17 protein-coding genes are annotated in these 17,289 nt (G+C 65.6%); 11 read left to right on the forward strand and 6 right to left on the reverse strand.

Annotated features, from left to right (window positions below; genetic code table 11):
• On the forward strand, positions 1-413 hold a 413-nt coding region (locus tag ACTS1X_RS08130), incomplete at its 5' end, for a cell cycle transcriptional regulator TrcR (RefSeq protein WP_442613886.1).
• A gap of 13 nt (positions 414-426) precedes the next feature.
• On the opposite strand, the gene ACTS1X_RS08135 is transcribed toward ACTS1X_RS08130, so the two are convergent.
• Entirely contained in the window at positions 427-1,314 is an 888-nt protein-coding gene (locus tag ACTS1X_RS08135; RefSeq protein WP_442613887.1) for a peptidoglycan DD-metalloendopeptidase family protein, read from the reverse strand.
• Between the two features lie 227 nt (positions 1,315-1,541).
• Here ACTS1X_RS08135 and ACTS1X_RS08140 point away from each other — a divergent pair, with 227 nt between their 5' ends.
• On the forward strand, positions 1,542-3,212 hold the full coding sequence (locus ACTS1X_RS08140) for a long-chain-fatty-acid--CoA ligase (RefSeq protein ID WP_442613888.1): 1,671 nt from the start codon (positions 1,542-1,544) through the stop codon (positions 3,210-3,212).
• 333 nt (positions 3,213-3,545) lie between these two features.
• Here the strand turns inward: ACTS1X_RS08140 and ACTS1X_RS08145 are convergent, their stop codons facing one another.
• Entirely contained in the window at positions 3,546-4,835 is a 1,290-nt protein-coding gene (locus ACTS1X_RS08145; RefSeq protein ID WP_442613889.1) for an NADH:flavin oxidoreductase/NADH oxidase family protein, read from the reverse strand.
• A complete protein-coding gene (locus ACTS1X_RS08150; RefSeq protein ID WP_442613890.1) occupies positions 4,832-6,196 on the reverse strand; it encodes an NAD-dependent succinate-semialdehyde dehydrogenase in 1,365 nt (454 codons plus the stop codon). Before ACTS1X_RS08150 ends, ACTS1X_RS08145 begins: the two co-directional genes overlap by 4 nt.
• 107 nt (positions 6,197-6,303) lie before the next feature.
• Between ACTS1X_RS08150 and ACTS1X_RS08155 the strand changes: the two genes are divergently transcribed.
• From ACTS1X_RS08155 to ACTS1X_RS08190, 8 genes are all read left to right on the forward strand, one after another.
• Positions 6,304-6,555, forward strand: coding sequence for an exodeoxyribonuclease VII small subunit (locus tag ACTS1X_RS08155; RefSeq protein WP_442613891.1), 252 nt, complete (start codon positions 6,304-6,306; stop codon positions 6,553-6,555).
• Positions 6,556-6,558: 3 nt separating this feature from the next.
• Entirely contained in the window at positions 6,559-7,458 is a 900-nt protein-coding gene (locus ACTS1X_RS08160; RefSeq protein ID WP_442613892.1) for a polyprenyl synthetase family protein, read from the forward strand.
• The gene (gene coaD / locus ACTS1X_RS08165) at positions 7,458-7,967 is read left to right on the forward strand and encodes a pantetheine-phosphate adenylyltransferase (RefSeq protein WP_442613893.1); all 510 of its coding nucleotides are present in this window, start codon (positions 7,458-7,460) and stop codon (positions 7,965-7,967) included. Before ACTS1X_RS08160 ends, coaD begins: the two co-directional genes overlap by 1 nt.
• Before the next feature lie 110 nt (positions 7,968-8,077).
• Complete coding sequence (locus tag ACTS1X_RS08170; RefSeq protein ID WP_442613894.1) at positions 8,078-8,788, forward strand: peptidylprolyl isomerase; 711 nt, start codon at positions 8,078-8,080, stop codon at positions 8,786-8,788.
• 7 nt (positions 8,789-8,795) lie between these two features.
• The gene (gene queA, locus ACTS1X_RS08175; protein ID WP_442613895.1) at positions 8,796-9,824 is read left to right on the forward strand and encodes a tRNA preQ1(34) S-adenosylmethionine ribosyltransferase-isomerase QueA; all 1,029 of its coding nucleotides are present in this window, start codon (positions 8,796-8,798) and stop codon (positions 9,822-9,824) included.
• 33 nt (positions 9,825-9,857) lie between these two features.
• Positions 9,858-10,247, forward strand: coding sequence for a hypothetical protein (locus tag ACTS1X_RS08180; RefSeq protein ID WP_442613896.1), 390 nt, complete (start codon positions 9,858-9,860; stop codon positions 10,245-10,247).
• A gap of 42 nt (positions 10,248-10,289) precedes the next feature.
• Positions 10,290-11,414: a tRNA guanosine(34) transglycosylase Tgt gene (gene tgt, locus ACTS1X_RS08185; protein ID WP_442613897.1), complete on the forward strand. Its 1,125-nt coding sequence runs from the start codon at positions 10,290-10,292 to the stop codon at positions 11,412-11,414.
• A 4-nt stretch (positions 11,415-11,418) separates the two neighbouring features.
• Entirely contained in the window at positions 11,419-12,189 is a 771-nt protein-coding gene (locus tag ACTS1X_RS08190) for an enoyl-CoA hydratase (protein ID WP_442613898.1), read from the forward strand.
• Between the two features lie 3 nt (positions 12,190-12,192).
• Here the strand turns inward: ACTS1X_RS08190 and ACTS1X_RS08195 are convergent, their stop codons facing one another.
• The 3 genes from ACTS1X_RS08195 to ACTS1X_RS08205 all read right to left on the reverse strand — a co-directional run bounded on the left by ACTS1X_RS08195 (position 12,193) and on the right by ACTS1X_RS08205 (position 15,668).
• The gene (locus ACTS1X_RS08195) at positions 12,193-13,725 is read right to left on the reverse strand and encodes a flavin-containing monooxygenase (RefSeq protein ID WP_442613899.1); all 1,533 of its coding nucleotides are present in this window, start codon (positions 13,723-13,725) and stop codon (positions 12,193-12,195) included.
• Between the two features lie 87 nt (positions 13,726-13,812).
• Positions 13,813-15,189 (reverse strand): DEAD/DEAH box helicase, encoded by a 1,377-nt coding sequence (locus tag ACTS1X_RS08200; protein ID WP_442613900.1) that lies wholly within the window; start codon positions 15,187-15,189, stop codon positions 13,813-13,815.
• 107 nt (positions 15,190-15,296) lie between these two features.
• Entirely contained in the window at positions 15,297-15,668 is a 372-nt protein-coding gene (locus ACTS1X_RS08205; protein ID WP_442613901.1) for a hypothetical protein, read from the reverse strand.
• A 166-nt stretch (positions 15,669-15,834) separates the two neighbouring features.
• On the opposite strand from ACTS1X_RS08205, the gene ACTS1X_RS08210 reads away from it, so the two are divergent.
• Positions 15,835-17,277: an FAD-binding oxidoreductase gene (locus ACTS1X_RS08210; protein WP_442613902.1), complete on the forward strand. Its 1,443-nt coding sequence runs from the start codon at positions 15,835-15,837 to the stop codon at positions 17,275-17,277.
• The last annotated feature ends 12 nt before the right edge of the window (positions 17,278-17,289 follow it).

The following is a 17,289-nucleotide window of genomic DNA, read 5'->3' on the forward strand; positions in this document are numbered from 1 at the left end:
TCGGCACGACGCGCAACACGATCAACGCGATCCGCGATCGCACCCACTGGAACATCGCGGAGATCGTTCCCAAGGACCCGGTGACGCTCGGCCTGTGTTCGCAGCGCGAGCTCGACGCCGTCGTCGCCAAGGCGGCCAAGAAGGCCGGTATCGAAGCGCCCAAGGACGAGACGATCGAGGGCGATCGCGAGGCGCTGATCGAGGAACTGCGCCAGGAGCGCCGCGTCGCGGCGGCCGAGGCCGAAGCCCTGCTCGCGGCGGAAGCGGCCGAAGCGGCTGGCGAAACCGCGGAACCGGAAGCGGAGACCGAAAGCGAGTCGGCGTCGGGCTGGCCGGACATGCCGTCCGAAGACGCGCCCGCCAAGCCGCTTCCCGAAGGCGCGGAAGAGCTGTTCAGGAAGAAGGACGACTAGCCGCTGCGGATCGTCATTCGATCTGCAGCCGATCGTTTCTCGTCAGGAGCCGACCGCCGACGGTGAACCATAGCGGTTCTCCGGCGATCGGCATGTCGTCGGGCGAGCCGCGTTGGACGTGAATGTGGAGATGCGGCTCGTTGGTGTTGCCCGAATTGCCGACATTGCCGATCCATGCGCCGCTTTCGATATCGTCGCCCGGGGCCGGCCGCACCGATCCGGGCGCCATATGGGCGAGGACGACGATCCCGCCGTCGCATGCGATGCGGACGTGATTGCCGGTCATGTCGGACCGGTCCATCTCCGGCACCGGCATGTCGGGCGAGCCGTCCGATACGCCCACGACCCGTCCCGAGCAGGGCGCGAGGATCCTCGCGCCGTAGATGGAGTAGCGGCGCGGGTCCCGCGGACCGATGCCCGGCGCCCGGAAGCCCCAATCGTCGATGCCGATGATGTCGACCGCATGGCTCTGGCCGCGATAGGCCGCGAAACGCGCGCCGGAGAGCGTCATCAGATGCGGATTGAGCGCCGGCGTCGTTCCCCCGCTGACGACCAGATACCGACCCGAGTCCAGCGGCGCGGCGAGATCCACGGTGTCGGCCGGAGCCTGCCTCCCCGCGATGGCCGGAAAGAGAAGCGCCGCCATCCCGGCCAGGGCGATCGCGCAGACGCCCATCTCGCCCGCCACGAGCCATCGTCTTCGGGTGCGCTCCGACCCGGCCAGCCGGCGAGCGGCGATGGTCGTCCCGAGGATGTGGGCGAGGCCGAGCGCATAGGGCGTCCACCATGGCGGAAACAGCCATAATCCGGCCAGCGACAGATAGGCGATCGCCAGTCCGATCGCCGTGAAGCGCAAAAGAAGCGCGGTACCCGAATTGCTCGGCACGACTGCGTTCGCCACGATGAGAAGAAGCGGAATCCCGACCTGGATTGCGACAAGCTGTTGGATCAGGGCATTCACAGTCGCGTCTCGCTACGCCATAAAACCGATGCGACCCGGCGGAATTCCGGTGCCGGGCAATCGGAATCGCACCGTTTTTCGGAAAGGGCTTCGTTCGATGTCATACCGAATTATTGACACTTGTGTAAGTAGCTTGATTTGCCAATCGGCGTTGCTATAGGGCGATTATGGTCGAGATTCCTGATATTTGGCGCCAAGATTACCGCCATCCCGGCACCTGGGACAAGAGCTATGCGCCGCTCACCGTGCCCCAGATGTTCGCCGACAGCGCGGCGGCGCATCCCGACGCCTATCTCGCCGACTTCATGGGGCGGAAATACAGCTATGCCGATGTCCGGCTCGGCGTGAACCGCGTCGCCCGCGGCCTCCAGAAGCTCGGGATCAGGAAGGGCGACCGGATCGGGCTCTTCCTGCCGAACGTGCCGCATTATCTCGCCGCCTATTATGGCGCGATGAAGATGGGCGCGACGGTCGTCAATTTCTCGCCGCTCTACACGGTCGACGAGCTGACCCACCAGGTCGAGGATTCGGGCACGAAACTGCTGTTCACCCTGTCGGCCAAGGCGCTGCTGCCGACGGCGCTCGAGGTGCTCGAGCAATCCCCGCTCGAAAAACTGGTGGTCGGCACCGTGGTCGAGGCGCTGCCGCTGGCGAAGTCGCTGCTGTTCCGGGTGTTCAAGGGCGGCGAATCGGTCGACATTCCGAAGCGCCGCGACGTCATCCCGTTCAGCGAGCTCGTCGACAACAAGGGCGATTGCGGGCGCGTACCGATCGATCCGCGCAAGGATATCGCGCTCATCCAATATACCGGCGGCACGACGGGAGTGCCCAAGGGCGCGATGCTCACCCACCAGAACATTACCGCCAACGCCCGCCAGATCCAGGCGCTGGACCCCGAGCCGGAGGCCGAGGACCGGATCATGGGCGTGCTGCCCTTCTTCCACGTCTTCGCCAATGCGACGGTGCTCAACCGGACGGTGCTGCGCGGCGGCGAGATCATCATGCTGCCGCGCTGGAATGCCGCCCAGGCATTGAAGGCGATCGAGCGGACCAAGGCGACCGCGCTGCCCGGTGTTCCGACCATGTATACCGCGCTGCTCGATCATCCGCAGACCGCGAAGACCGATTTCAGCTCGCTGCGGGTCTGCATTTCGGGCGGCGCGCCGTTGCCCGCCGAGACCAAGTCCAAGTTCGAGGCGCTGACCGGCGCGAAGCTGGTCGAGGGCTATGGGCTCACCGAAAGCTCGGGCGTCGTCTCCTGCAATCCCTATCACGGCGAGAACAAGACGGGCTCGATCGGCCAGCCGGCCCCGGCGACGATCGTCCGGCTCGTCGACAAGGAAAATCCGAACGAACCCGCGCCCGAGGGCGAGCCGGGCGAGATCGTGATCGCCGGGCCGCAGATCATGTACGGATACTGGAACCGGCCCGATGCCGACGACCAGATTCTGCACGACGGCTTCCTGCGCACCGGCGATGTCGGGACGATCGACGAGGAGGGCTATATCTTCATCGTCGACCGGCTGAAGGACATGATCGCGGTGTCCGGTTTCAAGGTGTTCCCGAGCCAGCTCGAGGAAATCCTATACCGGCATCCGGCGGTGAAGGAGGCGCTCGTGATCGGCGTCCCCGACGCCTATACCGGCGAGAAGCCGAAGGCGTTCGTGACCCTCGAAAGGGGCGGCGACGTGACGGGCGAGGACCTGGCGAACTGGCTGAACCCGCAGCTCGGCAAGCATGAACAGGTGAAGGCGGTCGTCGTGCGCGACGAACTTCCGAAGACGATGATCGGCAAGCTCGACCGCAAGGCGCTCCGGGCGGAAGAGGGCGAAGGCTAGAATACGATTGGCCTTGGTTGAAGGGTGATCGTCATTGCGAGAAGCCCCGAACTTGTTTCGGGGCGACGAAGCAATCCAGAGCCGCAAGCGATGGCGTCCGCGGCTCTGGATTGCCGCGGCCCTTCGGCCCTCGCAATGACGAAAACATATGCAAATCCTTGAAATGTAGGAAATTATCTGATCCGATATAGCGCGAAACGGATGGCTTTGCGGCAGCAATGGGGGCGCGGGCGCGCCCGGCTCCGACAAGTCTGTGTGTGAACTATGTAAACTTATCGCAATATTGTTGCGTGGAGACCGGATGAAGGCGGCTGCGGATGCGCGGAAGACCGCTCAGCCGCGCTGCGCCATCAGCCGCTTGTGCGTCGCCTCGACCTCGCGGAACGCGGCGAAGACGGAACGCTCGGGCGCCGTGCCGCCGGTCCGGCCCAGCGCGTAGAGCTGGCTGTAGAACCAGTATTGGGTGGCGAAGCCGTCGATCGCCTTGAGCATCTGCAGCCGCTTGAGGAAACCCAGCCAGTGCGGGATCAGCGCCAGCTCGTCTTCCGGCGTCGGCAGCCTTTCCGCGCCGTCCAGCACCCGCCGCGCCGCATCCGGGGTGTGGCAGAAGGGGCGGCCGATGCCGATCACGTCCGCCGCGCCGCCGTCGAGCGCATGGTCCATCGCCGCGCGGCTCCGGAACCCGCCGGTCACCATCAGCGGCACCGAAACCTTGTCCTGCATCGCCAGCGCGAAATCGACGAAATAGGCCTCGCGCCGGGCGGTCGAGGGCGCGACATTCTGCCTCTGCTCGCTCTCCATCCCCTCGATGCCGAGCAGCTTGGGCTGTTCGTAGTTCCCGCCCGAGATTTCGAGCAGGTCGATGCCGGCCTCGCCCAGCCATTGCGCGACTTGCAGGCTGTCTTCGAACTGGAAGCCGCCGCGCTGGAAGTCGGCGCTGTTGAGCTTCACCGAGACCGGGAAGTTGGCGCCGACGGCGTCGCGCACCGCGCCGACGGTCTCGAGCAGGAAGCGCGCCCGGTTTTCGAGCGATCCGCCATAATCGTCGTCGCGCCGGTTCGCGCGCGGCGAGAGGAAAGAGGAGAGCAGATAGCCATGGGCGCCATGCACCTGCACGCCGGTGAATCCGGCATCCTTCACGGCCCGGGCGGCGATCGCGAACCGGTCCCGGACATCGTGTATCTCGTCGATCGTCAGAGCGACGGGTTCGCCGAACTGGCCGCCCGGCAAGCCGAGCTTCACCGCCGAGGGCGCCTTGGGATGCGGATTGACGATCGCCTGGGTCTGCCGTCCGCCATGGCTGAGCTGCGCCCAGAAATGATTGCCGCCCCGGGTCGCCGCGGCCGCCCAGCTGGCCAGTCGGGCTGCTAGTTCGGCATCGGGTTCGCCGTGGATGATGACGTTGCCCGGCCGTTCGAGATGGTCGCGATCGACCTGGATATTGCCGGAGAGCAGCATCCCGGCGCCGCCGTCCGACCAGATCCCGTACAATCGCTCGAGCTCTTCGGTCGGCTTGCCGTCGATCGTCGCCAGCCCCTCGGTCATCGCCGCCTTGGCGATCCGGTTCGGCAGTGTCGCGCCGCAGGGGAGGGTGAGCGGCGCGGCGAGCTCCGGCGCGCTCATTCGGGCAGCATCACATTCTTCAGGTTCATGAATTCGTGCAGGCCGTGCGACCCCAGTTCGCGGCCATGGCCGGACCGTTTCACCCCGCCGAACGGCGCATAGGGGTCGGAGGCCAGCATCTGGTTGATCGCCGTCATCCCGGCCTCGATGTCGCGGATGAAGCGCTCTTTCTCGCTCTCGTCCGTCGTCCAGGCGCTCGATCCGAGGCCGAAGGGGATGTTGTTCGCGACCGTGATCGCCTCGTCGATATCCTTGACCTTGAAGACCATCGCCACGGGGCCGAAAAACTCTTCCCGGGCGACCGGCGCGTCTTCCGGGATGCCGGTTAGGATCGCGGGCGTCATCCAGGCGCCCGGCTTGTCGGGAATGTCCCCGCCATAGATCTTGGTCGCGCCGGACCGGACCGCCTTTTCCAGCTGCTCGGCGATGTCGTCGCGCGCGCCTTCGCTGGAGAGCGGGCCCATTTCCGTGCCTTCGTCGGTCGGATCGCCGATCCTGATCGTCTTCACGCCCTCGGTGAAGATGTCCATGAATTCGTCATACACATCCTCATGGACGACCATGCGCTTGCCGCAGATGCAGCTCTGCCCGGCATTTTGCAGCCGTGCCGTCACCGCGGTTTCGGCCGCTTTCCTTACGTCCGCGCTCGGCATGACGATGAACGGGTCCGAGCCGCCCAGTTCCAGCACCACCTTTTTGAGATTGTGCCCGGCCGCCTCCGCGACCTTGATCCCGGCACCTTCGCTGCCGGTGATCGTGACCGCCACGACGCGGTCGTCCGCGATGATTCCCGCCACTTTCGAGGAGCTGATATGCATGTTCTGGAACAGCCCCTCGGGCCCGCCGGCATCCAGCACGATCTGTTCGAGCGCGGCCGCGCATCCGGGCGTGGAGCTCGCATGTTTGAGCAGGCCGACATTGCCGGCCATGATGGTCGGCGCCATGAAGCGCACGACCTGCCAGAACGGATAGTTCCACGGCATCACGGCGAGCACCGGGCCTTGCGGCAGCCAGCGCGAGACCGAGCGGCCGCTCACCAGCTGCCGTTCGATGGGATTCAGCATGTGCGGGCCGTTTTCCGCGTAGAAGCGGAACGCCTTTTCGCACTTCTCGATCTCGGCGCGCGCCTGTTTGACGGGTTTGCCCATCTCCATGGTGATGATCGCCGCCAGTTCGTCTCGCCGCTGCCCATATTGATTGGCGATTTGCGTCAGCAGGTCGGTGCGGGTCTTATATTCGGTGTTGCGCCAGTGGCGAAAGGCCGCCGCCGCCTTTGCGAGTTTCGCCTCAATCTGGTCATCGCTCAGTTCGGGGAAGGTTTCGCCCTCTTCGCCGGTGGCCGGATTGACTTGCGTAGGCATGGTCTCGCTCCTTCAATTTTGGCAGGCGTCCCCCTGAGCCTGTCGAATCGCGTATAGCGTGCGGCTCTTGCTTGACCATAGCTCGGTCGCTCGCCCATAGCGACTGCATGACTGACGAAAGCGCCACCGGAATCGCCGATCTCTCCTTCGAAGCCGCGCTCGAGGAGCTCGAGGCGATCGTCCGCAAGCTCGAAGCCGGCGAAGCGCCGCTGGACGAATCGATCGCGCTGTATGCGCGCGGCGACAAGCTCAGGGCGCAATGCGAAGCGCGGCTCAAGGCTGCCAAGGCCCGGATCGACAAGCTGCAGCTCGATGCGGACGGCAAGCCGACCGGCGTCGAACCGCTCGATCCCGCCTGACCGATGCCCGTCGTTTCCCTAGGTCTGAAGCCCGCGCTGGAGCGCATGGCCAAGGATGTCGATATCCTGTTCGATACCTGGCTGAAGGTGCCCGGCGATTCGCGCGCGAAGCTCTATGAAGCGATGCGCTATGCGGCGATCGGCGGCGGCAAGCGGCTCCGGCCGATGCTCGTCGTCGCCGCCTGCCAGATCTTCAACGTCGACCGCGACAGCGCGATGCGCGCCGGTTTCGCGGTCGAGTGCATCCACGTCTATTCGCTGATCCACGACGATCTGCCGTGCATGGACGATGACGATATGCGCCGCGGCAAGCCGACGGTGCACAAGGCGTTCGACGAGGCGACTGCGGTGCTGGCGGGGGATTGCCTGCTCGCGCTCGCGTTCGAGATACTCGGCGACGAAGCGACCCATGCCGATCCCTTTGTCCGCGCCGAACTGATGGCGGCGCTGGCGCAGGCCAGCGGGCCCGGCGGGATGGGCGGCGGCCAGATGATGGATCTGGAGGCCGAGCATCGCGAGCTCGATCTGCCGGCCGTCACCCGCCTGCAGCAGCTCAAGACCGGCGCGCTCATCGGCTTCTGCCTCGAGGCCGCCTGCATCATGGCCCGGATTCCGCCGGAAAGCCGCACGCACCTGCGGGGCTATGCCCGCGATATCGGCCTTGCGTTCCAGATCGCCGACGACCTGCTCGATGTGACCGGCGACGAGGAAGTCACGGGCAAAAGGGTCGGCAAGGACGCCGAAGCCGGCAAGGCGACCTTCGTGTCCCTGCTCGGCGTCGATCGCGCCCGCCGGCAGGCGGAGATGCTCGTCGAACAGGCGATCGATCATCTGCGCGATTTCGGCGAGGAAGCCGACATGCTGCGCGCGATCGCCCGCTTCTCGATAGAAAGGACCCATTGATGAGCGCCAACAGGGTAGGGGTTTATCCCGGGACGTTCGATCCGATCACGCTCGGCCATATGGATATCATCCGCCGGGGGGCGAAGCTCGTCGATACGCTCATCATCGGGGTGACGACCAATCCGAGCAAATCGCCGATGTTCACCGACGACGAGCGGCTCGAAACCGTGAAACGGGAGGTCGCCGACTGCGAGGGCGACATCCGCGTCGTCCATTTCAATTCGCTGCTGATGGATTTCGCCGAACGCCAGGGGGCCACCGTGATCGTCCGCGGCCTGCGCGCCGTCGCCGATTTCGAATATGAGTTCCAGATGGCGGGAATGAACCAGCAGCTCAACGACGATATCGAGACGCTGTTCCTGATGGCCGATGTCGCGCTGCAGCCGATCGCGTCGCGGCTGGTGAAGGAAATCGCGATGTATGGCGGCGATATCCACAAATTTGTCACGCCCACCGTCGAGCGCGAGATGAAGGCGCGCGTCGAAAAGCTCGGCCGGAAGGGCGATTGACGGTTCGTCGTTCATCCTCCTTTCAGCCGGAAGCTGGTTGGGCTAAAGCATGGAAAAATTCTGCCGCCATGGTCTGGAATCGGCGGCGACAGCGAATTGACGAGGATAGTATGCGTTTGAGAATATTTCTGTTTTCCCTGCTCGCCTTTGCGATGGGCAGCGCCGCTCACGCGCAGGACGATGGCGGCGTTGCCGATGTCAGCGCGACGCCGGGCATCACCTACGCGTCGGGCGCGACGCCGGAAGCCGATCCGGAGAATACGTTGCTGCTGGACCTGTCGACCGGCGGTCGCGTGACGATCCGGCTGCGGCCCGATGCGGCGCCCAATCATGTCGAACGGGTGAAGACGCTGGCGCGCCAGGGCTTCTACAACGGCGTCATCTTTCACCGCGTGATCGACGGTTTCATGGCGCAGACGGGCGATCCGACCGGGACCGGGCAGGGCGGTTCGCAACTGCCCGATCTCGCTGCCGAATTCACGACCCTGCCGCATGTCCGCGGCACCGTCTCGATGGCGCGCGCCACCGATCCGAACAGCGCGAACAGCCAGTTCTACATCATGTTCATGCCCAATATGGGGCTCGACCGGAACTATTCGGCGTTCGGCCGGGTCGTGGACGGCATGCAATATGTCGACGCGATTCCGCGCGGCGAGCCGCCGGCCAATCCGGCGCGCATCATCCGGGCTTCGATCGCGGCCGACAATGTGCCGCCGCCGACCGCCGCCGAAATCGCGGCGATGACGCAACCGGCCGCCAACGACCAGGCCGTCGCGCTCGAAGCGGCCCTCGGCGAACTGGCGGACGAGACGCCGCAATAACCGACCGGTGCGTGTCGATCTTTTCGATTTCGCGCTCCCCGAAGACCGCATAGCGCTCCGCCCGGCCAGCCCGCGCGACAGCGCGCGCATGCTGGTCGTCGAGGGTGATGCGATGCGGGACCGGCTGGCCCGGGACTTGCCGGACTGCCTGCGCGCGGGCGACATGCTCGTCTTCAACGATACCCGCGTCATACCCGCCCAGCTCGAAGGGCGGCGCGGGGAGGCGAAGATCGGCGCGACGCTCCACAAGCGCGAGGGACTGCGCCAGTGGCGCGCCTTCATCCGCAACGCGAAGCGGGTGCGCGACGGCGACCGGATCGATTTCGGCGGAGACGTGGCGGCGATCGCCTCGGATCGCGGACCGGACGGCAGTTTCCTGCTCAGCTTCGAAGGCGACGAGCCCGTCGAACTGCTGCTCGAACGCGCCGGAACCATGCCGCTGCCGCCCTATATCGCAGGGAAGCGGCCGACCGACGAGCGCGACGCGGAAGACTATCAGACGATGTTCGCGCGCGAGAAGGGCGCCGTCGCCGCGCCGACCGCCGCATTGCACTTCACGCCCGAACTGATCGACCGGCTCGGCGCGGCGGGCATCGGTCATGTCACGCTGACCCTGCACGTCGGCGCCGGAACCTTCCTTCCCGTCAAGGCGGACGACAGCGACGATCATGTCATGCATTCCGAATGGGGCCGCATCGGCACTGAGACCGCCGAGCGGCTGAACGCGGTCCGCAGGGCGGGCGGGCGCATCATCGCGGTCGGCACGACGAGTCTGCGCCTCCTTGAAAGCGCGGCCGACGAGGACGCGGTCATCCATCCGTTCGACGGCGACACCGACATCTTCATTACGCCCGGCTACCGGTTCCGGGCGATCGACGGCCTGATGACCAACTTCCATCTGCCGCGTTCGACCCTTTTCATGCTGGTCAGCGCGCTGATGGGTCGCGAGCGGATGCTGGCCGCCTATGCCCATGCGATCGAGAAGGGCTACCGCTTCTACAGCTATGGGGATGCGAGCCTGCTAGTTCCGGAATAGCCGGGCCACGGCCATCGTGTTGGGGAGTTTGCAATGATCGACGCTGCGAAAGCCGGACTGTCCTATTTTCTCCTGGTCTTCGCCGCGGGCTTCGTTCTGGGCACGATCCGCATACTCCTTCTCGTCCCGGCGGTGGGCGAATGGGCGGCGACGCTGATCGAACTGCCCGTCATCCTTGCGATCGCCTGGTTCGTGTGCGGCTGGGCGATCCGGCGTTACGCCGTCAGCCCGCAGGTTTCGGCGCGATTTGCCATGGGCGCGATCGCCCTTGTGCTGCTCCTGGCCGCGGAGATGCTGCTCGCGGTCCTTCTGTTCGGAGAGGCACCGATGCTCTATGCGACGCGGATGATGGAGCCCGCGGGGCTCAGCGGTCTTGCCGGCCAGCTCTGCTTTGCGCTTTTTCCGCTCTGGCGCATGCGCTAACGGTCGCTCGCGCCTCTCCGTTTCACGATTTTCCGAGTTCCGATGACCGAACCCCGTTTCGCCTTTTCCATCGCCGCGACCGACGGCGGCGCCCGGACCGGCGCGATCCGGATGCGGCGGGGCGAAATCCGCACGCCGGCCTTCATGCCGGTCGGCACGGCGGCGACGGTCAAGGCGATGAAACCGGCGGACGTCCGCGCTGCGGGCGCCGACATCATCCTCGGCAACACCTACCACCTGATGTTGCGCCCAGGAGCCGAGCGGATCGCGAAGCTGGGCGGGCTGCATGATTTCATGGGCTGGGACCGGCCGATCCTGACCGACAGCGGCGGCTATCAGGTGATGAGCCTGTCCGATCTCACGAAAGTCAGCGAAGAGGGCGTCGCCTTTGCCAGCCACATCGATGGCTCCCGCCATATGCTGAGTCCGGAACGCTCGATGGAGGTCCAGACCCTGCTGGGATCGGACATCGTCATGGCGTTCGACCAGCTCGTGAAGACCACCGACACGCCCGAAGCGCAGGCCGGGGCGATGGAGCGCTCGATGCGCTGGGCTAAGCGCTCGCGCGACGCCTTCGACGATCTCGGCAATGAGGGAGCGCTGTTCGGCATCCAGCAGGGCGGGCTGGACGAGGGGTTGCGCAAGGCGTCGGCCGACGCGCTGATCGATATCGGGTTCGACGGCTATGCGGTCGGCGGGCTGGCGGTCGGGGAAGGGCAGGAGGCCATGTTCGGCTGCCTCGATTTCGCCCCCGCCCAGTTTCCGGTGGACAGGCCGCGCTATCTGATGGGCGTCGGCAAGCCCGACGATCTGGTCGGCGCGGTCGCGCGCGGCATCGACATGTTCGATTGCGTACTGCCGACCCGATCCGGCCGCACGGGGCAGGCATTCACCGCCGAGGGCCCGATCAACATCCGGAATGCCCGCTTCGCCGAGGATACGGGACCGCTCGATCCCGAATGCGGCTGCCCGGTCTGCGGCCAATGGTCGCGCGCCTATCTCCACCATCTAGTCCGCTCAGGCGAAATTCTCGGCGCGATGCTGATGACCGAGCACAACATCTTCTTCTATCAATCGCTGATGGCCGGAATGCGCGAGGCGATAGCGGGCGGCACCTTCGCGGCTTTCGCACGCGGTTTCGTCGGCCGCTACAAACAGGAGAGCTGAGCCGATGGCACTTGTCGATATCGAGCGCGGCGACGGCTATGCCGTTTTGACCTTGAACCGCCCCGAGGCGATGAACGCCTTGTCCGCGGCCTTGCGCGCCGAACTGGCGCGAACGGTGCGCGCGATGGAGGACGATCCCGCCATCCGCGTGCTGATCCTGACCGGTGCGGGCGAGCGCGCCTTCAGCGCCGGCCTCGATCTCAAGGAGCTGGGGTCGGGCGCGTCGAGCGTCGGCGATGCCGTCGAGGTAGAGGACCCGGTCACCGCGCTCGGCTGCTTCAGCGGCCCGGTGATCGGCGCCATCAACGGGGTTGCGATCACCGGCGGGTTCGAGTTGGCGCTGGCGTGCGACGTGCTGATCGCGAGCGAAAATTCCCGCTTCGCCGATACCCACGCGCGGGTCGGCGTGATGCCGGGCTGGGGCCTCAGCCAGAAGCTGAGCCGCCTGATCGGCATTTCGCGCGCCAAGGAACTGTCGCTGACCGGCAATTTCATCGCCGCCGAGCAGGCGGAGCGCTGGGGTCTCGTCAATCGCGTGGTGGCGGCCGGCGATCTGCTGCCCGAGGCGCGGCGGCTGGCCGAAGACATGCTGTCGGTCGAGCCCGATATGCTGACCGGCTATCTGAAACTGATCGATGACGGCTTTGCCGCGAGTTTCGCCGAGGGCCTTGCGCTCGAACGCGAGCGGGCGGCGGACAATGCCGGGATTTCGGCCGAGGAGATCGAGGCGCGGCGGGCCGCCGTCCAGGCGCGCGGACGCGGCCAGAGCGGCTGACGCCTATTCCGCGGCGATCGCGGCGGGTTCCGTTTTCTTCGCCGGGCCGAACGTGATCGTACCGGCTTCGGCGAAGACCATCGCCTTGTCGGCGATCGGCGCCTCGCGCAATTCCTTCACGTCCTTGCGATAGTTCTGGAGATTGCGCCACACGCCGCGATCGCCCTGCGCCGGCAGCTTGTCCTCGGCGCGCTTGAAATAGCCCGACGAGAAATCGACCCAGGGCCGGCGTTCGACCGGCTCGTCCTCGGGCAGGCGCGGCACTGCGATCTGTACGCCGTTGGCGTCCATATAGTTGAGCAGCCGGGCGACATATTCGCAGGTCAGATCCGCGCGCAGCGTCCAGGAGGCGTTGGTGTAGCCGAAGGAGAAGGCGAGGTTCGGCACGTCGTCGAACATCATCGCCTTGTAGGTGATCTTGTCGCCGAAATTGATCGGCTGGCCGTCGACCGTGATCTCGGCCCCGCCGGCCATCTGCAGGTCGAGCCCGGTGGCGGTGACGACGATATCGGCCTCGAGCTCCCCGCCCGATTGCAGGCGGATGCCGCGCTCGGTGAAACGGTCGATATGGCCCGTCTCGACCGACGCCCTGCCGTCGCGGATCACCCGGAAGAAATCGCTGTCCGGGACGAGACAGAGGCGCTGTTCCCAGGGGTTGTAGCTCGGCGTGAAGTGGGTGGAGATGTCGTATTCGGGGCCGAGCTCGTCCTGCACCTTGTCCAGCAGGAAGGTTTTGACCTTTTCCGGCTTGTTGCGCGCGCGCCGGAAAACGATGTGCTGGAGCAGCGTGTTGCGCCAGCGGATCAGATTATAGGCGAATTGCGACGGCAGCCACTTGCGCAGGAAGTTGGCCATCGCGTCCTCCGACGGGCGCGAGATCATGTAGGTGGGCGAGCGCTGGAGCATCGTCACATGCTCCGGCGGGCCGTCGCCGTCGATCATCGCGGGGACGAGTGTCACTGCCGTCGCGCCCGATCCGATCACGACGACGCGCTTGCCGGAATAGTCCAGGTCTTGCGGCCAGTGCTGCGGATGGACGATTTCGCCCTGATAGCGGTCGAAATCCTGCCAGTCGGGCGTGTAGCCTGCTTCGTAATTGTAATAGCCGGTGCACATGAAGAGGAAATTGCAGCTGATCCAGACGGTCTCGCCGTCGCGCTCGGCCTCGACCAGCCAGCGCGCATCCTCGGACGACCATTCGGCACCTTTCACATGATGTTTGAACCGGATCTTGTCGCGAATGTCATATTGATCCGCCGTCTCGTCGAGATATTCGAGGATCGAGGGGCCGTCCGCGATCGCCTTCTGTGCCGTCCACGGCTTGAACGTGTAGCCGAGCGTGAACATGTCGGAATCCGAGCGGATGCCGGGGTAGCGGAACAGGTCCCAGGTACCGCCGATATTCTCGCGGCCTTCGAGGATGACGTAGCTTTTCTGCGGGCAATCGCGCTGCAGATAATAGCCCGCCCCGATGCCGGAAATCCCGGCGCCGACGACGACGACGTCAAAATGTTCGGGTGCGTCTTCGCGTGCCATCAAGCCATTCTCCGCCAAATCCGTTGCAATGTAGAACGGATTGACGTTAACGGCAAGCAAGCAGCGGGTGGCGGCGTGGAAGGGCCTCTAGCCGCCGAGTTTGACGTTGAGGAATCCGGGCAGCGGACCGTTCCAGTCCTCATCGTCCTCTTGCGGTTCGGAGGCCTTCCGGCTTTCGGGCTTGTCCGCCTTTTTCGGGCGCGCTTTCTCGGCTTCGGGCGGGGGAGGAGTGTTCTGTGTATCTGGCTTGGGCTTCGCCCGTGAACGGGGTTTGGCCTTGCTTTTCGGCTTCTCGTCCCGCGCCGCGTCGTCCGCGCCGGTGTCATCGGCCTTCGGCGCCGGTCTGCTCTTGTCCGCGCCTTCCCGGTCGATCGCCTGGCCGGTCAGCTTCTCGATATTCTCGATCGCCTCGGCGTCGGACGGCGTGACCAGGGTGATCGCGGTGCCGGTTGCGCCGGCGCGGCCCGTGCGGCCGATGCGATGGATGTAATCGTCGGGATGCCAGGGCGCGTCATAGTTGAACACATGGCTGACGCCCTTGATGTCGAGTCCGCGCGCGGCGACGTCGGAGGCGACGAGGATGTTGATCTCGCCCGCCTTGAAGAGATCGAGTTCCCTCATCCGTTCCGGCTGGCTCATATCGCCGTGGATCTGGCCCGCCTTGAACCCGGCCTGTTGCAGGTCCTTCTGGAGGTCGCGAACGGTCGTCTTGCGGTTCGAGAAGATGATCGCCGTGCTGATATCCTCGCTGCGCAACAGCTTTTTGAGCGTCGTTTTCTTCGTGCGCGCGCTGGTTTCGACGAGCCGTTGGGCGATGTTGGTCGCGGCCGTTGCCGGGCGCGCCACCTCGATCTGCTTCGGGTTGCTGAGAAACTTGTCCGAAAGTTTCTTGATCGGCGGCGGCATGGTTGCCGAAAAGAGCAGCGTCTGGCGATTGGCGGGCAGCTTCTGGCAGATGCTCTCGATATCGGGGATGAATCCCATGTCGAGCATCCGGTCGGCCTCGTCGATGACGAGGATGTCGCAGCCCGACAGCAGGATCTTGCCGCGATCGAACAGGTCCATCAGACGGCCGGGCGTGGCGATCAGCACGTCGACGCCCTTTTCGAGCGCCTTCATCTGGTCGCCCATGCTGACGCCGCCGATGAGGAGCGCCATTTCGAGCTTCTGATATTTGCCGTATTTCTCGAAGTTCTCGGCGACCTGCGCGGCGAGTTCGCGCGTCGGCTCGAGGATCAGCGAGCGCGGCATCCGCGCGCGGCTGCGGCCGTGGCTCAGGATATCGATCATCGGCAGCACGAAGCTGGCCGTCTTGCCGGTTCCCGTCTGGGCGATGCCAACGAGATCCTTCATCATCAGGACGGGCGGAATCGCCTCGGCCTGGATCGGCGTCGGCTCGGTATACCCCGCATCGTTGACGGCGCGCAGTAATTCGTCGGAAAGGCCGAGATCGGCAAAGTTCATAAAATATCCGAAATGCGTTGATTATGCGCGGTCTGTATGCGGCGCGCGTTCGCGGCTGGCGATTGCGCGCTGGGGGCTGAAAAGTCAAGCGAAAGCGGGCGAAACCGTCAATCCGTCCGGCGCGGCTCCAATATGTGAAAGCCCGATATCGCGCATTCGTTTCCCGCGCGCGACACGATCGTGTCGCGGGCCGCGCAAATCCGTCCGTCCTCGCCCGGAACCAGATAGAATGCCGAATAATAGCCGAGCGCCACGCATTCGGAATCGAGGCGGGCGCGGACCAGGCTGCGATCCTGCATCAACAGGTCCACAACGCCGGGGCGCGTGAACCGGGCGCGCGCAATCCCGGAAACGGGCTGGCAATCGTCCGTCGGCCGTTCCCGCCAGACGATGCCGGAGGGCGCCCGCCGCCGCGGACGCAGCGTCGGACGGGTCGGTATGCGGATGATGATGCGCCGTTCGACGGTCTGCATGGCCATCTGCATCGGGGCGGTCGCGGGCCCCGCCGATGCGGTCAGCAGCAATAAGGTAGCACCAAAAATCGACACGAACGGTTTTCCACTATCGTTGTGCGTCTTTTCCGCCGTTCGCGTTTAACCGAAGATGAATTGGCCTGCCATCGCCGAGCAGCTATCGTCGATCAGGATGGACGATCGGACAATTCTCGAACGGCTGGGTGCGATTCTGGGGGCGGCAGCGCTCGCCACGACCGCCGACGATCTGGCGCCCTGGCTCACCGACTGGCGGGGCCGGGTGACCGGGAGCGCGCTGGCCCTGGCTTCGCCGGGGAGCGTGGCGGAAGTCCAGGCGATCGTCCGGCTGGCGGGCGAGGCAGGGATCGCATTGGTTCCGCAGGGTGGCAACACGGGTATGGTGGCGGGCGGCGTTCCGCGACCCGACGATCGGGCGATCCTGCTGTCGCTGCGCCGGATGCATGCGATCCGGTCCGTCGATCCCGCCGACAACAGCCTGACGGCCGAGGCGGGCGCGATACTCAGTGCGGTCCATGCCGCCGCGGAGGAGCATGGCAGCCGCTTCCCGCTCTCGCTCGGCGCCAAGGACAGCGCGACCGTCGGCGGGCTGATCGCCACCAATGCGGGCGGCACGCAGGTCCTGCGCTTCGGTCCGATGCGCGCGCTGACGCTCGGTATCGAAGCCGTCTTGCCGGACGGCAGCCTGTTCGACGGCCTGTCGACCCTGCGCAAGGACAATCGCGGCTATGACCTGCGGCAGCTGCTTGCCGGTTCGGAAGGGACGCTGGGCGTGATCACCGCTGCCAGTCTGAAGCTCGTGCCGGCCGCGCCGCACCGGACGGTCGCCTGGGCGGGCCTGGAATCGGCGGAAAAGGCGTTGGCGCTGCTGCGCGCGCTCGAGGCGGCGTTGGGCGATGCGGTCGAAAGCTTCGAGCTCGTGCCCGATGCGGCGTTGGCCCTCGTGCTCGAACATATCCCCCGTACGCGGGCGCCGCTGGCCGGCAGCCATCGCTGGCACGTGCTGATAGAATCGCGCACGGCGAACAGCGCGGACGAGCTGCGCGCGCGCTCCGAGGCCGCTTTGGCCAAGGCGCTGGACGACGGTCTTGTCGCCGATGCGACGATCGCCGAAAGCGAGCGCCAGGCAGCGGATTTCTGGAAATTGCGCGAAGTGATTTCGGAGGCCGAAAGGGTCGACGGGATGGCCGCCAAACACGATGTATCGGTGCCGGTCTCCGCAATGCCCGGATTCATCGAAACCGCCACTGCCGCGGTCGAGCGGCAATTCGCGGGCGCGCGCGTGATCGCGTTCGGCCATCTCGGCGACGGCAACGTCCATTTCAACGTGCGTGCCCCGGCCGGAAGCGATGACGCCGCCTGGTTCGCCGAGACCGGCGATGCGGTGAGCCGTTTCGTCCATGACCTGACCCGGGATGCCGGCGGTTCGCTGTCGGCCGAGCACGGGATCGGCCAACTCAAACTGGCCGAATTCGAGAGGCTTGCGGATCCGGCCCGGCTTGCGGCGCTGAGGGCGATCAAGCGCGCGCTCGATCCGCGGGGGATTATGAACCCGGGCAAGCTCGTGCCGCTTGCGAATCCCGCCGAGAATCCATAGAGGGCAGGGCAA

The sequence above is a fragment of the Parasphingopyxis sp. genome (assembly GCF_052168275.1).
Classification (GTDB): Bacteria; Pseudomonadota; Alphaproteobacteria; order Sphingomonadales; family Sphingomonadaceae; genus Parasphingopyxis.

Excerpts from the sequence above, each read along its gene's own strand:
- ACTS1X_RS08140 (WP_442613888.1), top strand. The coding sequence starts at position 1,542 with ATGGTCGAGATTCCTGATATTTGGCGCCAAGATTACCGCCATCCCGGC.
- ACTS1X_RS08145 (WP_442613889.1), bottom strand. The coding sequence starts at position 4,835 with ATGAGCGCGCCGGAGCTCGCCGCGCCGCTCACCCTCCCCTGCGGCGCG.
- ACTS1X_RS08150 (WP_442613890.1), bottom strand. The coding sequence starts at position 6,196 with ATGCCTACGCAAGTCAATCCGGCCACCGGCGAAGAGGGCGAAACCTTC.
- ACTS1X_RS08155 (WP_442613891.1), top strand. The coding sequence starts at position 6,304 with ATGACTGACGAAAGCGCCACCGGAATCGCCGATCTCTCCTTCGAAGCC.
- ACTS1X_RS08160 (WP_442613892.1), top strand. The coding sequence starts at position 6,559 with ATGCCCGTCGTTTCCCTAGGTCTGAAGCCCGCGCTGGAGCGCATGGCC.
- coaD (WP_442613893.1), top strand. The coding sequence starts at position 7,458 with ATGAGCGCCAACAGGGTAGGGGTTTATCCCGGGACGTTCGATCCGATC.
- ACTS1X_RS08170 (WP_442613894.1), top strand. The coding sequence starts at position 8,078 with ATGCGTTTGAGAATATTTCTGTTTTCCCTGCTCGCCTTTGCGATGGGC.
- ACTS1X_RS08180 (WP_442613896.1), top strand. The coding sequence starts at position 9,858 with ATGATCGACGCTGCGAAAGCCGGACTGTCCTATTTTCTCCTGGTCTTC.
- tgt (WP_442613897.1), top strand. The coding sequence starts at position 10,290 with ATGACCGAACCCCGTTTCGCCTTTTCCATCGCCGCGACCGACGGCGGC.
- ACTS1X_RS08190 (WP_442613898.1), top strand. The coding sequence starts at position 11,419 with ATGGCACTTGTCGATATCGAGCGCGGCGACGGCTATGCCGTTTTGACC.
- ACTS1X_RS08195 (WP_442613899.1), bottom strand. The coding sequence starts at position 13,725 with ATGGCACGCGAAGACGCACCCGAACATTTTGACGTCGTCGTCGTCGGC.
- ACTS1X_RS08200 (WP_442613900.1), bottom strand. The coding sequence starts at position 15,189 with ATGAACTTTGCCGATCTCGGCCTTTCCGACGAATTACTGCGCGCCGTC.
- ACTS1X_RS08205 (WP_442613901.1), bottom strand. The coding sequence starts at position 15,668 with ATGGCCATGCAGACCGTCGAACGGCGCATCATCATCCGCATACCGACC.
- ACTS1X_RS08210 (WP_442613902.1), top strand. The coding sequence starts at position 15,835 with ATGGACGATCGGACAATTCTCGAACGGCTGGGTGCGATTCTGGGGGCG.